The organism is Tenacibaculum sp. ZH5_bin.1, assembly GCF_042865525.1.
Classification (GTDB): Bacteria; Bacteroidota; Bacteroidia; order Flavobacteriales; family Flavobacteriaceae; genus Polaribacter; species Polaribacter mesophilus.
In genome coordinates this window covers 698,960-713,144 of record NZ_JBEGIO010000001.1, presented here as the reverse complement: position 1 = coordinate 713,144, position 14,185 = coordinate 698,960, and the positions used below count along the sequence as shown (strand labels likewise).

General features: G+C 31.7%; 13 protein-coding genes. 2 read left to right on the top strand and 11 right to left on the bottom strand.

The window, feature by feature from the left end:
* Positions 1-228: 228 nt before the first annotated feature.
* The 5 genes from ABHQ57_RS03205 to ABHQ57_RS03185 all read right to left on the bottom strand — a co-directional run bounded on the left by ABHQ57_RS03205 (position 229) and on the right by ABHQ57_RS03185 (position 6,033).
* The gene (locus ABHQ57_RS03205) at positions 229-1,185 is read right to left on the bottom strand and encodes a hypothetical protein (protein WP_159488589.1); all 957 of its coding nucleotides are present in this window, start codon (positions 1,183-1,185) and stop codon (positions 229-231) included.
* Between the two features lie 106 nt (positions 1,186-1,291).
* Positions 1,292-1,759 (bottom strand): hypothetical protein, encoded by a 468-nt coding sequence (locus ABHQ57_RS03200; protein WP_047787864.1) that lies wholly within the window; start codon positions 1,757-1,759, stop codon positions 1,292-1,294.
* An 82-nt stretch (positions 1,760-1,841) separates the two neighbouring features.
* On the bottom strand, positions 1,842-2,294 hold the full coding sequence (locus ABHQ57_RS03195) for a hypothetical protein (RefSeq protein WP_167712807.1): 453 nt from the start codon (positions 2,292-2,294) through the stop codon (positions 1,842-1,844).
* A gap of 105 nt (positions 2,295-2,399) precedes the next feature.
* Positions 2,400-5,219 (bottom strand): leucine--tRNA ligase, encoded by a 2,820-nt coding sequence (leuS, locus tag ABHQ57_RS03190; protein WP_167712805.1) that lies wholly within the window; start codon positions 5,217-5,219, stop codon positions 2,400-2,402.
* Between the two features lie 163 nt (positions 5,220-5,382).
* On the bottom strand, positions 5,383-6,033 hold the full coding sequence (locus ABHQ57_RS03185; protein ID WP_159488597.1) for a hypothetical protein: 651 nt from the start codon (positions 6,031-6,033) through the stop codon (positions 5,383-5,385).
* Between the two features lie 205 nt (positions 6,034-6,238).
* Here ABHQ57_RS03185 and ABHQ57_RS03180 point away from each other — a divergent pair, with 205 nt between their 5' ends.
* Positions 6,239-7,237, top strand: coding sequence for a phytanoyl-CoA dioxygenase (locus ABHQ57_RS03180; RefSeq protein ID WP_167712803.1), 999 nt, complete (start codon positions 6,239-6,241; stop codon positions 7,235-7,237).
* Between the two features lie 77 nt (positions 7,238-7,314).
* On the opposite strand, the gene ABHQ57_RS03175 is transcribed toward ABHQ57_RS03180, so the two are convergent.
* The 6 genes from ABHQ57_RS03175 to tyrS all read right to left on the bottom strand — a co-directional run bounded on the left by ABHQ57_RS03175 (position 7,315) and on the right by tyrS (position 13,121).
* Positions 7,315-7,857, bottom strand: coding sequence for a DUF2911 domain-containing protein (locus ABHQ57_RS03175; RefSeq protein ID WP_159488601.1), 543 nt, complete (start codon positions 7,855-7,857; stop codon positions 7,315-7,317).
* 122 nt (positions 7,858-7,979) lie between these two features.
* Positions 7,980-8,966 (bottom strand): transporter, encoded by a 987-nt coding sequence (locus ABHQ57_RS03170; protein ID WP_167712801.1) that lies wholly within the window; start codon positions 8,964-8,966, stop codon positions 7,980-7,982.
* The gene (locus ABHQ57_RS03165; RefSeq protein ID WP_167712799.1) at positions 8,929-9,960 is read right to left on the bottom strand and encodes a cytochrome-c peroxidase; all 1,032 of its coding nucleotides are present in this window, start codon (positions 9,958-9,960) and stop codon (positions 8,929-8,931) included. Before ABHQ57_RS03165 ends, ABHQ57_RS03170 begins: the two co-directional genes overlap by 38 nt.
* Before the next feature lie 98 nt (positions 9,961-10,058).
* Positions 10,059-10,853, bottom strand: coding sequence for an MbnP family protein (locus ABHQ57_RS03160; RefSeq protein ID WP_073182234.1), 795 nt, complete (start codon positions 10,851-10,853; stop codon positions 10,059-10,061).
* A gap of 163 nt (positions 10,854-11,016) precedes the next feature.
* Positions 11,017-11,385, bottom strand: a complete 369-nt coding sequence (locus tag ABHQ57_RS03155) for a hypothetical protein (protein ID WP_231128371.1) — start codon at positions 11,383-11,385, stop codon at positions 11,017-11,019.
* Between the two features lie 431 nt (positions 11,386-11,816).
* Positions 11,817-13,121 (bottom strand): tyrosine--tRNA ligase, encoded by a 1,305-nt coding sequence (gene tyrS / locus ABHQ57_RS03150; RefSeq protein ID WP_047787874.1) that lies wholly within the window; start codon positions 13,119-13,121, stop codon positions 11,817-11,819.
* 62 nt (positions 13,122-13,183) lie between these two features.
* On the opposite strand from tyrS, the gene ABHQ57_RS03145 reads away from it, so the two are divergent.
* Positions 13,184-14,185 (top strand): SDR family oxidoreductase, encoded by a 1,002-nt coding sequence (locus ABHQ57_RS03145; RefSeq protein ID WP_167712797.1) that lies wholly within the window; start codon positions 13,184-13,186, stop codon positions 14,183-14,185.

Here is a 14,185-nt window from a genome sequence, read left to right as displayed (position 1 = left end):
AAAACTGTATTTGTTGATTGTTCTTTTCTAAAGCTTCTAAATACGCTGGCTGAAAATATAAATTATCTACACAGTCAAGCTCTTTCCAAACATTTTCAGGTATCTCCCTTACTGAAGAAAAGTAGCGTATATTGGATGATTTTTTTTTACAGGATAAAATAATAGTGTTTTTTACGATTTGTATTCGTGTAAATTAGTAAAAGTTTGTTAATTACTCTATAAATTATTTTAAATGACACCATTATTCCAAACAGGCACTTTTAAAAATCTACTTATTTTTACCATATCGCTCAACAAGTATTCTTTATCTCCATGATTTAACAAGTTATAACGTTCTCCACTTTGAGTAACTAAATTCACCTCGTAACAATGGTAACCTCCAGACTTGTTTCCTTGAATAAATTTTGATAAAACTTGTAAAGCATATACTTGCTGAAAAGATATAATTTCACCATCTACTAATACCTTTCTTTTTTGTGAGTTTAAAAAAGCTTTAGCTCCAAATGAAAACAATAAAAAAACTCCTATTAATACAAAGGGACCTCCTGAGATGAAAAACATTTTTCCTCCTTGCATAAAGGTTAATGGCTCTTTTGAAAACTCAAAAAACTCTATATAAGACCAAGCCACATAATTTAATCCCATCAAAAAGAAACTCCAAGCCATAAATTTCATATAAGTACTCGAAGTAATTTTATATCCAGAACTCGTTTTTCGTAAACGTTCGCTTAAAAAATTACTCCCTGACCCTTTAACTGGATCCCAAGAAATGTATTGACCTATAGCGTCTGTTGTAAAATCTTCAAAAGAAAATTCTATCTGTTTATTATTTGACGAGTTTTTCTTTCTTTTTGCCCAGTAACTAGAACCAAACATACCAATAAACATAAAAGCTAATACTGCCAGCATTCCGCCTGTTTTATAATAGGTGTACCGTTGTTTATCTATACTCAACTGATGAATTGGAACTGTAATTTCTAGACGTTTTATATTGTTTAAATCTTCTCTTGTAGGTTTAGTAAGTTGTTGTAATGAGTCCAGTTTTCGTGCACTTTGTTGTACTTCAATTTCTCTCTTATGAAATGATTCATACATGTTTTGTAACTGAGGAAATACTACAAAAAAGAAAATTCCGATTGGAATTATTGCAAAAACCCAAGAGCTGGTGAGAGATACTTTTTTCATGTTTTATTTTTTGGAAAGCAAATTTGAGAAAAGTTTTTGGTTTTGTCGTATAAAAAAAGACCTTTACATAAATGTAAAAGTCTTTCTAAATTATATTTTAAAAACTCTATTTGCAGTATTCTACTTCAAATGAACCAGATACTTTATTTTGTTTATCGATTGATTTAGCTTCTATTTTTAAATTAATTTTAGAATCTGAAATACTTACAACTTCAACATTTGATCCCAAAACATTAACTAAGTTTCCTTCTCCATCTTTGAAAACAACATTTACATCATTATACGTTCCTACTTTACCTTCTACTAATAAAGAAACTTCTAACTTATAATCAAAAATATCTGAATCACAACCTACCTCTTCGTTTGTAATATTAATTGAAACTTCTCCATCTTTTCCTGATGCAAATGACTTCCCTCCTTTAGCAGTAAAATCTTTTCCATATACCTTTCCTTTTAAAATAGTACTGGGTATTGGAGTACCTATGTTGTCCGTATTATCATCATCTGAACAACCAGTCATTACCAATGTTAAACATACTAAAGTTACATAACTAATTTTGAAAAAATTTTTCATTTATTGAATATTTATTATTTTTTAATAAGCGCTAATATAACCTAAAATAAAAAAGCACTAAATAAATAGTTTATTGTTATTGTTACTCACAAAAAGGAACCGTAAAAAAGCCTTCTATTGAATTATCTGAACTTGAATTTGCTTTTATTTTTAAGGTAACTTCATTACTTGTTAACCTTACAACCTCAACAGCTCCTTGAAGGTAATTTAAAGGATTCGCTCCTTTCTTATTAAAAACTACATTCACATTATTATAAGTTCCTAACTCTGCTTTCACATAAGTTGTAATTTTTAATTCGTAGTTGAGAACATCAGAAGTGCAATCTGCTTGAATATTGGTTACATTTACTGAAAGTTCATTATTTCCAGACATAAATGCTTTACCTCCTTTGGCCGTAAAACTTGTTCCAAATACTTTTCCTGATAATTTTGTGTTTGCAATTCCAGTTAGGTCATTATCGCTATCAGAACAGCTACTCATTACTAGAGTTAGGCACATCAAAACCGCATAGCTAATTTTAAAAATCTTTTTCATTTGTTTAAATTTTAATTTGTTTTTATAGGTTGCGAATTTAGCTTAAAAATAAAAACCCACAAACAAATTAATTGCTTGTGGGTTTTCTATATTTATAAGGTTAGCTTACCCTACAATGTTTATAATTTTTCCTGGAACAATAATTACTTTTTTAGGCTCTCTTCCTTGTAATTGTTGTTGTGTTTTTTCATGTGCCATGACTGTTTTCTCAATTTCATCTTTGCTCATGTCTAACGGTAATTCTAAAGTAAAACGCATTTTTCCATTGAAAGAAACTGGATAGTTCTTTGAGCTTTCAACTAAATGTTTTTCTTCAAATTTCGGAAAAGCTACAGTTGCAATAGACTCATTGTGCCCTAACTGACTCCATAATTCTTCTGCAATATGCGGAGCATACGGAGAAATTAGCACTAATAAAGGTTCTAAAATTTGTCTCTTATTACACTTTTGAGCAGTCAACTCGTTTACCGCAATCATAAAGGTAGAAACTGACGTATTGAACGAGAAGTTCTCAATATCTTCTTCTACTTTTTTAATGGTTTTATGTAAGGTTTTTAACTCGTCTTTAGTTGGTTCAGCATCAGAAACGTTGATACCGTTTTCATCAGTAAATAATTTCCATAATTTCTTTAGGAAAGAATACACTCCTGAAATACCAGATGTTTTCCAGGGTTTGGTTTGCTCTAACGGCCCTAAGAACATTTCAAATAAACGTAAACTATCCGCACCGTATTCTTCACAAATCAAATCTGGATTTACCACATTGTATTTCGATTTCGACATTTTTTCTACCTCACGACCTACAATATATTTACCTTCTTCTAAAATGAATTCAGCATCTTTAAAATCAACATTTAATGGATGTTTCTTAAATGCTTCAACATCTAACTCATCAGAAGAATTTACCAATGAAACATCAGCATGAATAGGTTGTACTTTTTTATCTCCTATTAACCCTTTAGAAACAAATGTATTTGTTCCTTCTACTCTATATACAAAAGCAGAAGTTCCTAAAATCATACCTTGGTTAATCAGTTTTTTCGCAAATTCATCAACAGGTAACAACCCTCTATCAAATAAGAATTTTTGCCAAAAACGCGCGTATAATAAGTGTCCTGTGGCATGCTCAGAACCTCCAATATATAAATCTATTTGCTTCCAATAGTCAACCGCTTCTTTACTAACAAATTCCCCTTCGTTGTTTGAGTCCATATAACGGTTAAAATACCAAGAACTTCCTGCCCACCCTGGCATTGTGTTTAGTTCTAGAGGAAACACGCTAGTGTGGTTTATTAATTCATTAGAAACTACTTGATTCTTCTCAACATCCCATGCCCAAACCTCAGCATTTCCTAGCGGTGGTTTTCCGTCTTCAGTAGGTAAATATTTCTCAACTTCTGGTAATACGATTGGCAAATGCTTTGCATCAATCATTTGCGGCATTCCGTCTTTGTAGTATACTGGGAACGGTTCACCCCAATAACGTTGACGACTGAATACTGCATCGCGTAAACGATAGTTTATTTTTCCGTAACCAAATCCACGTTTTTCTAATTCGTAGATTACAGTTTTCATTCCTTTCTTATAGTTTAAACCGTCTAAAAAATCAGAATTGGTTAATTTGATTCCATCTTTAGCATCGTTTGCCTTTTCAGAAATATCAACGTCTGCAAAAATATTCGGAATCTCTAACCCGAAGTGTTTTGCAAAATCATAATCACGTTGGTCACCACATGGTACCGCCATAACAGCTCCTGTTCCGTAGCTTGCTAATACATAATCACCAATCCAAATTGGCACTTGTTTTCCTGTAAACGGGTGCAACGCATACGCACCAGTAAACACTCCTGAAATAGTTTTTACATCTGCCATACGATCACGCTCTGAACGTTTTGCTGTAGCTTCTACGTAAGCTTCTACAGCCTCTTTTTGTTCTGCAGTGGTAATTTTCGCTACTAAATCGTGCTCTGGAGCTAAGGTCATAAAAGACACTCCAAAAATAGTATCAGGACGTGTTGTAAATACATCTATTTTAGCATCGTGACCATCCACATCGAAAGAAACCATGGCACCTTGCGAGCGACCAATCCAGTTGGTTTGAGAATCTTTTAATGGTTGTGGCCAATCAATATTTTGTAATCCGTCTAACAAACGTTGTGCATAGGCAGAAATTCGCATAGACCACTGGGTCATTTTTTTACGAACTACTGGATGTCCACCACGTTCTGAAACTCCGTTTACAATTTCATCGTTTGCTAATACCGTTCCTAGTGCTGGACACCAGTTTACTTCAGTATCAGATAAGAATGTTAAACGGTATTGTAATAGTATTTCTTGTTGTTCTTTGTCAGAGAAGTTTTTCCATTCTTCCGCAGAAAAAATAGTAATATCTTCATCAGAAACGGCATTTACATTCGCGTTTCCTTCTGCTTCAAACTTAGCTACTAAGGTTGCAATATCTTCTGCTTTATCAGTGTCTTTATTATACCAAGAGTTAAATAGTTGAATAAAAATCCACTGTGTCCATTTGTAGTACTTAGGATTTGAAGTACGAACTTCGCGAGACCAATCAAATGAAAACCCAATGTTATCTAACTGACGACGGTAAGTTTTAATATTCGTTTCGGTAGTAATTGCTGGATGTTGTCCTGTTTGAATCGCATATTGTTCAGCTGGCAACCCGAAAGAGTCATATCCTTGTGGATGCAATACATTAAACCCTTTATGACGCTTGTAACGTGCATAAATATCAGATGCGATATATCCTAACGGATGCCCAACGTGTAATCCTGCTCCTGATGGATAAGGAAACATATCTAACACATAATATTTTGGTTTATCAGAATTATTTTCAGCTTTAAATGTACCTTGATTTGCCCAGTACTTTTGCCACTTTTTTTCTATCTCTTGGTGATTGTATTGCATTTGTAATCGCTTGTTTTAAAGGATGCAAATTTACAGTTATTGTTGATAAGTAAAAAGTTTAGTTCTTTTAATACAGCATGAAAACTTAAATAAATACAAAAAACCTCACAAGCCTTATAAGGTTTGCAAGGTTTAAAATTGAAATAAGAGAGAGTTTATTATATTATCCTAATGATGTATCTGTTAAAATTACTTTTAATGTTCCCCCACGTTCCGATCGCTGAATGTTACATATCCTTTCTTTTTGAGGTGGTCCATAAGGTAATGTAGGGCATGGTTTATCGCCTTTTAATTGAATACAATCGGTGCAGTTTACAGGAAACACTCCTGGATTACCTGAGTTTTTCCGTAACTTTTTATTATAAATTCTACTAATAGGTGTTTTATTTGGTCCGTAATTCCACCCCCCATCCTTGTCTACCTCCATGGCAATAAAGCTATTTATTCCATTAACACAGCTTATATCAAAAGCTTCAGCACATGAGGTATTTGGGTTTAATGTAAACTCTGCAATACTCGTTCCTTGTGCTCCGTGGTTAAAGTCTGCTCCTTTTACAGGACACTGTGGTTCTATATAAAAACAAATATTTCCACTAAAACATTCTCCTTTCGGATCAAACTCTTTAGTATCCTTAGCTCCTAATTCAAATTTTCCCATGAGTTTATTCACTTTGGTTAAAAAACTAAAATCTGACACTCCAACAGGAGATGGACAGCATTTATTAGCAGCATTTGATGCTGCAAAAGTTACGTAAACCTCTACTGGTTTTGAGGTTTGATTTGTAACGGATAGCGTTGTGTAATTTGTAGACATTTTTTAAAGTTTAAAGTTAATTGTAAACGTATTGGTAAAATACTTTCTGGAAGATATTAATTGTATGTTTATAAACGTTTTAAAATGTCTTTACTGATTGTTTTTGAGTAATGAGCGATTTAATTTAAGTTTCAAAAAAGCTTGGTGTAGCTAGCCTTACTTGGCTATATTTTTATAATTTAGGAAACTTAACAACTAACCTACTATGAACGAAAATATAACGGCTTTAGATATTAAAGAAAAAGTATCTACTTTACTTAAAGACTCTATTGAACAATCTGAAATTGAAAATTTAATAAACGAAATACATACTTACTTTAAAGAATTAACTCAGCTCACTGGATTTGAAAATCATATAGAGCACTTAGCAGCCATAACAACTTCAAAAGGAAAAGCTTTAGGATTAAACCATGCTGCACAGTGTTTGTTAGATTATAAACGAACTGTGAAGTTTTTAAAGGCTATGGTAATGGCAATTAAAAAAAAGCAACAAGACCATCCTAATGAAACAATTCATATTTTTTATGCTGGTTGTGGGCCTTATGCTCCGTTTGTTACTCTAATTGCTCCGCTTTTTAGTCCTGAAGAAATACAGTTTTCTTTACTAGAAATTAATGATAAGTCTTTAAAATATGCGAAAATCCTTATTCAAAAATTAAAACTTACCAATTATGTAACGAACTATTATACTGCAGACGCTGTTACTTTTAAAATACCTGAACCTGAAAAGTTTCATATACTCTTTAGTGAAACATTGGATGCTTTGTTGTACAGAGAGTGTTATGTTCCTATTTTATTTAATCTACTACCTCAACTATCAGAAGATATTGCTGTAATTCCAGAAAATGTTTTGATAAAAATGAGCTTATCGGTTAATTCAATTACAGATTCTAAACATATAACTGAAGAAATTGACACCATTATAAATGTTAGAGAGGTTATTTCATTAAACAAATCTGATATTGTTTCTACTCAACTACCCGATAAAAAAGTAGCTGTAAAATCATTAAATATAGAACAGTACAATTACTTACTATTAGACACATTGGTGCATATTTATGATAATATCTGGCTAATAAGAAACGAGTCTTCTTTAACAATTCCTCTTGAAATGGGAATTGAACATCCTTTCCTATTTAATTCAATTGTTTACACTTACCAAATGCATCCAGATATTGAGCTAAAATACAAACTAGAGCAATAATATTTCTTAGATTATTTTAAACAAAAAAAGCATAACCAAATTAGTTATGCTTTTCTTATTTCTGAAATTTCTTTTGCTTATCCTTTTATAGGAACAGTAACAATAACGTTGTCCCAACCAATGTACATGTTAAATGTATCATCTTCTCCTTCAAAAACAATTGAAAAAGCTTCAATTGTTTCGTCCGACTTAGAAGTAGGAGCAGTAACTCTAGCTACATCTTCACTTTCGTTATAAAAGTAAGACCCCCAAACATTTTTAGCTGTATTTAAAATAAGAGTCCATTCTTTTTCCCCTGGAATTGTAAATAAGGTATAGGTTCCTGCTTTTACTTTTTTACCTCCAAAAGTTATATCTTTATAAAATGTAATTTCAGCTGCTTCATTCGCCCCTGTTCTCCATACTTTTCCCATAGGAGCTAGTTTTGCTAACGATCTTCCTTTTAATTGTGGACGGCTATAAACAACTTTTACTTTTTTATCTGAAATTCTATAACTACTAGGAAAAGCAGCTGCATCCATTGGACTTTTATCTAAATTCGCAAATTTTTGAGCTGTTACTTCGTTTGAAAAAACTAGAGCTACAGCGAGCACGATAATTGATAAAATTGATTTTTTCATGTTCTTATTTTTAATTATTAATTGAGGGTTTTGTCATCAAATTTAAGAATCCTTACGTAAAATTCACTCTTTTTTTAAAACAATCCTATTTTTTGACTCTAAACAAGCAAAGAATAATTTTCTTAAAAATTGTAATTCAAGTAAATAGATGTTCTATATTCTACTTCTATAGTTCCTTGTGCTAAATTTTGCTGTATTGGATACATTGCTAAGGCTCCTACTGTTAATTTTTTTGCATTATACTCGGCACCTAAGCTAGAAAACAATGCATGACCTTCAGTATTTTTAACTTTTAATCCAATCATTTTATTACTTTCATAGAATTCTCCTGAAACTCCTATTGAAGGCACAAAACTATTTTGCTTACTATCTTTAAAAGCATAAAAGAAAGTACTATTGAAATTAAATTGATTTCCAAATCGATATTCTTCTTTATTTGTAGTTTTTATGTAATAATTAAGATAATTTGTAACTCCAAAATTATTTCTCTTAAATACGTACTGAAGGTTCGTTATTACATCAACACTTCCTGTTCCTAATTGAAAACTAGGGTTTATTGAATTATTAATTGCTTCGTTGTAAGTTCCTGTTGGTAACTTTAACCCTCCACCAACTTTTAATAAATGATTAGAAGATATAACCTTATCTTTTTCTTCTTTATAACTTCCTGTATTTTTATTTAAAACAGTATAATTAATTAAAAAAGATATATCTCCTAAACCTTCAATAGCTGTTGTTTTATCAACATAGTCTCTTGAATGAAAATGAAAAGGAATAAAAATTTGGGCTTCTAAATACTCTTTAATAATTGGAATTCGAGACCAAACTTGTACTGTATTAAAATACTCATTTATAATTGGAGAGTTGTTAAAAATCCCATCTTTTGATTGGTATTTTTGGTGTAAATAACGTACACCAACAAAATTATTATCTATTATTCCTCCCATTCCTAAACTACCTCCGCTGTTACTACAACCACAAGCATCGCAGTCTAAAAATAGCTCATATCGCTTAGGGAATGTGTCCGCTTGTATTTGTCCTGAAATTAATAATACTAATATGAGTAGTACTTTATTCGGCAAATCTTTTATCTGTGATAAATTCTTCATCTGTTAATGTTTTTAAAAAGGCTATAATGTTTTCTTTTTCTTGCTCGTTTAATGCTATTCCGATTGTTCCATTCTCATTTTTAAGAATTGGATCTAGGTTTTGGGTTTCTTGAACTCCTGTTGCATAAAAATTCAATACTGATTTTAAAGACCCAAATCGACCGTCATGCATATACGGAGCAGTAAGTTCAATATTTCTTAGACTAGGCACTTTAAACTTGTATTTATCTTCTTCTAATAAGGTAACCGTCATTCTTCCTAAATCGTTAATTTCTGGGTTTATTGGTAAACCATTATTTCTAAAAGCATCATCTGTAAACAAGTCAGATGTATGACAAGAAGCACATTTTGATTTAAAAAGCTCTAATCCTTTTTTTTCTTGCTCAGAAAACTCTCCTCCTTTTTCCACTCGAACATATTTATCGTACTTTGAATTGGCTGAAACCATCATTAACATAAATTGAGACATCGCCTTAAACGTGTTGTCAGCATTGATTTCTCCATCTTCAAAAGCTTGACTAAACAACTTTCGGTAAGCTGTATCTTGTTGTAGTTTTTCCAAAATATTGGTTACTGTTTCGTCCATTTCAACGGGATTGGTAATTGGTATTATTGGAAATATATCTAAGTGAAAAGCAGCTCCATCCCATGAAAACTGTTTTTGGAAAGCCATATTTTGAATTGGAGGCGTATTTCTAGTCCCTACTCTATCTTCTACACCGTGACTTAATTGATGCCCATGGTGTGTAAACGCAAACTTTTGTTGATGACAAAAAGCACAAGAAACTACTCCGTCTGATGATAGTTTTCCTTCATAAAAAAGCTTTTTCCCTAACTCAAATCCCTTTTCTGTAATTGGGTTTGAGCTTAAATTATAATGAGGCTCAGGAAAGTTGCTCGGTTGTTCAAAAGCTAATTCAACATTAGTATACACATCTTCCTGCTTACAACTAAAAAAAGAGCATACTAGCAAGACAATCATTATTTTTTTCATTACATACGGTATTAATAGCTAATTTTTTTCAATTAGCCTATTACACTTAAAAGAATAGAGTGAACTTTCACCCTATTCTTTTTGATTAGATGTGTTAATTAATGATGGTTTGTATGATGTACATGGTGAACCATGAACATCTCAGTATAGTTTTCTGCTATGGTAGCTGCTTTATCTCCCCCCATAATAGTTGCACCTTCTGAAAGTTTAATTTTAGATTTACCATCTAACATTGTATTGGCATCTACTTTAATATGCAACTGTGGTGATTGTTCTTTACTCACAATAGCAGCATCCATAGGTAATTCTACTTCCTTATATAAATCTACTGTTGTTCCTCTACTTGCAATATGAAGCATATATTGTTTTTCATCACTAGTAGTGTTTTCTTTGTAATTTCCTTCTAAAACCACAAACTTATAACCCGCTTGCCAACTCCAAGTTAAATTGTATTTTTCTGCTAAAGTCCAGAAATCTTGCTGAACAGCTTGTCCTTCTTTAAATCGTTCTTGATCTACACCAATTCCGAATTTAACTTTTGTATACTTTCCTGCTGGTACGTCTTTAAGTGATATTTGAATTTTCTTAGGTTTGTCTCCTCCTCCTTCACTAATTATAAAGTAACTTTCTTCTTTAGGGTATACAAATTCTTCTCCTTCTTCTGTTACAAGCACAAAGTTACTTACGATATAATCGAAAGAATTTACAGTTAATACTTCTCCATTTCCGTTCGTGTATGTTGAAGTCCCTAATAAAAGCTTGTCTTCAGCAAAACCGTTATCGAATTCTATTACTACTTCGTTTTTTCCTTCTAATTTATCATTAATTATTTCATCGTCACTACATGAAGTGAACACCATAGCAAAAGCTATGATAGCTAATATTTTTTTCATCTTTTAATTTTTATATACTACAGTACTTCTTTAACAATGCTGAGCATCATTAAAGTTTTTGCCTGTAAATTGTGTTTTAATCTTGTTTTTATTTTACAATAGTCTACTCTTTTGATTACGTTATTTGTAACCAATTAGTAGTAATTTTAGCCAATTATGAAGATTAAATAATAGGAGGATGAAATACTTCTTTATTAAATAAGTAGTGATAGTTTTTTTTATAAGAAAATGTTTCTTTCTCTTTTACAAACTGTTTTTCTTCTAAATTTATATTAAGAATAGAAACAAACCCAATAGGATATTCTTCCATCGAGATTCGTAGCGATTTAAAGTCGTCGTCTTGTTGTTTTTCAAGCTCCATCATTAACTGACACTTACCGTTACAGTTTAATTCTGGCTTATCTTTATTAATACATAAAACTTTTGATATATAATCATAATTTATTGCATACTCAACAAAAGGAGCTATTGGGCGCAACATGGCTATCATGTAGAGTGCAACAAAAAAATATATGCTTAGTTTTTTTATCAAAAAAAGGACTTTTTTCTCACGCAAAGATACGATTATCCCTACTTATAATCAATAATAAAAATACATGTTTTTTGTTTTATTTTAATTTGTTCTAAATAAAAAACTTATCTTTGCAAAGATTTTATTGAAGAATAATGATTGTTTTTTATACTGAAACCAAGAAAGTTACCTCTAAAACTTCTATTAAGAGACTAGAAAAAGTTACTTTTTGCAGCTCCGCATGTACAAGTAATTGTATTAAGCCTAAAAGTAAATGCTGTAACAAATATCAAAAGAAAGGTGTTAATTGTAAAAGGTGCCCTTTAACATTTGATTTAAAAGCAGTTTCGTAATTAACAACTATTTTCTCACGTTTGTTTATATATTATAAACAAAAGCCCTTAAAAGAAATTTCTTTTAAGGGCTTTTTTAGTTTTTGCCTACGATTTTCTTTATGCTACCTTTAATAAAAAGTAATTTTTCTTACCTCTTTGTAATAACACGTATTTATCAGCAATAAGGTCTTTTGAAGTGATAACAAAGTCTTCACTTACTTTTTCTTTATTTACTGATATTGAATTCTCTTTTAAAGCTCTTCTTGCATCACCGTTTGATTTTAAGAATCCAGTTTTAGCGGCTAAGGCTGCAATCATATCTAAGCCTTCAGCTATGTCTTCCGATGTTACCTCAGCTTGCGGTACACCATCAAACACATCTAAAAAGGTTTGTTCATCTAAATTCTTTAAGTCGTCAGCTGTTGACTTTCCAAATAAAATATTTGAAGCAGCAATCGCTTTATCTAACTCTTCTTTAGAATGTACGAAAATTGTTACTTCTTCAGCTAACTTCTTTTGTAATGCTCTTTGGTGTGGTGCTTCTTTATGTTCAGCAATTAAAGCATCAATAGTTTCTTTATCTAAAAACGTAAATATTTTAATATACTTTTCAGCATCTTCATCCGAAGTATTTAGCCAAAATTGGTAAAACTTGTAAACTGACGTTTTATCTGCATCTAACCAAACATTTCCTCCTTCAGACTTTCCAAATTTAGAACCGTCAGCTTTTGTAATTAATGGGCAAGTAGCTGCAAATGCTTTTGCATCTTCACCTGGTGTCATTCTACGAACTAGTTCGGTACCTGTGGTAATATTACCCCATTGGTCAGAACCTCCCATTTGTAATTTACAGTTTAAGGTTTTATATAAGTGATAGAAATCATACCCTTGAATTAATTGATACGTAAACTCTGTAAAACTCATCCCGTTACCCGCTTCTCCTGTAATACGTTTTTTTACAGAATCTTTTGCCATCATGTAGTTTACAGTGATTCTCTTACCAACATCACGTACAAATTCGATAAATGAAAAATCCTTCATCCAATCGTAATTGTTTACTAATAAAGGAGAATTTTTAGCTCCGTTATCAAAGTCTAAAAAGCGCCCCAATGTTCTTTTTAAACCTGCTACGTTTTTAGCTAAAGCTTCTTCATTTAATAAATTACGCTCATCTGATTTTCCTGTTGGATCACCGATCATACCTGTTGCACCTCCTACTAAAGCTACTGGCTGATGCCCTGCTTTTTCAATGTGAACTAGTAAAATAATTGGAACTAAACTACCAATGTGTAACGAATCTGCAGTTGGATCAAAGCCAATATAAACCGACGTCATTTCTTTTTGAAGTTGTTCTTCGGTTCCTGGCATAATGTCGTGAATCATTCCACGCCATTGTAATTCTTCTACTAAATTCTTGGTCATTTTATTCTATTTTTAAAGAAGCAAAGATAAGTTTATCAACCAAAATAAACTAAATTCGCTTTATGATTTTAGTTACAGGAGGAACAGGTTTAGTAGGCTCACATTTATTATATCATTTAAGCCAAAAAAACGACAAGATTCGAGCTATTTTTAGAACTGAAGAAAAGCGTGAATATCTTAAGAAAATCTTTTCTTTTTATACAGATAATGTGCAACAGTATTTTTCTAAAATTGAGTGGATACAAGCTGACATTACTGATATTCCTTCCCTAGAACCTGTATTTGATAACATCACACAGGTTTATCATTGTGCTGCATTGGTTTCTTTTAACCCAAAAGATTATAGAAAAATGCGTCAGGTAAACATTGAAGGAACTGCCAACTTAATCAACTTTGCTATTGATGCTAACGTAGATAAATTCTGTTTTGTAAGTTCCATCGCTGCGGTTGGTAATGCTATTAATGGTAAGCCAATTAACGAAGAAAACGAATGGCTTGATACTGATGAAAATCATGGGTATGCAATTACCAAGTATGGTGCTGAAATGGAAGTTTGGAGAGGTAGCCAAGAAGATTTAAGTGTAGTAATTGTGAATCCTGGTGTAATTTTAGGAGGAGGTTTTTGGAATGAAGGCTCTGGTAAAATGTTTACTCAAATAAGTAATGGATTTAACTTTTACACTGAAGGTGTTACTGGCTTTGTTGGAGTAAATGATGTGGTGAAGGCTATGATAGATCTAATGAATTCTAACATAAAAAATGAACGTTTTATTCTTGTTTCAGAAAACAAATCGTTTAAAGATGTTTTATTTAGTATTGCTGATAACCTAAATAAAAAAAGACCTTCAAAAAAAGTAGGACAGTTTGTTACCTCAATATTTTGGAAAATCGACTGGCTTTTAACAAAGCTTACTGGTAAGGAACCTTTACTAACTAAAAACTCTGCAAAATCTGCTCACAACAAATCGTTCTATACTTCTAAAAAAATTATAGAACAACTTGATTTTGATTTTGAACCTGTTAATGATGTAATTGCTAGAGTTTCTAAAGAGTTTAAAAAGTAA

What these genes read in the sequence shown, in the direction of transcription:
- ABHQ57_RS03205 (WP_159488589.1), bottom strand. Translation starts at nt 1,185, where the DNA reads ATGAAAAAAGTATCTCTCACCAGCTCTTGGGTTTTTGCAATAATTCCA.
- ABHQ57_RS03200 (WP_047787864.1), bottom strand. Translation starts at nt 1,759, where the DNA reads ATGAAAAATTTTTTCAAAATTAGTTATGTAACTTTAGTATGTTTAACA.
- ABHQ57_RS03195 (WP_167712807.1), bottom strand. Translation starts at nt 2,294, where the DNA reads ATGAAAAAGATTTTTAAAATTAGCTATGCGGTTTTGATGTGCCTAACT.
- leuS (WP_167712805.1), bottom strand. Translation starts at nt 5,219, where the DNA reads ATGCAATACAATCACCAAGAGATAGAAAAAAAGTGGCAAAAGTACTGG.
- ABHQ57_RS03185 (WP_159488597.1), bottom strand. Translation starts at nt 6,033, where the DNA reads ATGTCTACAAATTACACAACGCTATCCGTTACAAATCAAACCTCAAAA.
- ABHQ57_RS03180 (WP_167712803.1), top strand. Translation starts at nt 6,239, where the DNA reads ATGAACGAAAATATAACGGCTTTAGATATTAAAGAAAAAGTATCTACT.
- ABHQ57_RS03175 (WP_159488601.1), bottom strand. Translation starts at nt 7,857, where the DNA reads ATGAAAAAATCAATTTTATCAATTATCGTGCTCGCTGTAGCTCTAGTT.
- ABHQ57_RS03170 (WP_167712801.1), bottom strand. Translation starts at nt 8,966, where the DNA reads ATGAAGAATTTATCACAGATAAAAGATTTGCCGAATAAAGTACTACTC.
- ABHQ57_RS03165 (WP_167712799.1), bottom strand. Translation starts at nt 9,960, where the DNA reads ATGAAAAAAATAATGATTGTCTTGCTAGTATGCTCTTTTTTTAGTTGT.
- ABHQ57_RS03160 (WP_073182234.1), bottom strand. Translation starts at nt 10,853, where the DNA reads ATGAAAAAAATATTAGCTATCATAGCTTTTGCTATGGTGTTCACTTCA.
- tyrS (WP_047787874.1), bottom strand. Translation starts at nt 13,121, where the DNA reads ATGACCAAGAATTTAGTAGAAGAATTACAATGGCGTGGAATGATTCAC.
- ABHQ57_RS03145 (WP_167712797.1), top strand. Translation starts at nt 13,184, where the DNA reads ATGATTTTAGTTACAGGAGGAACAGGTTTAGTAGGCTCACATTTATTA.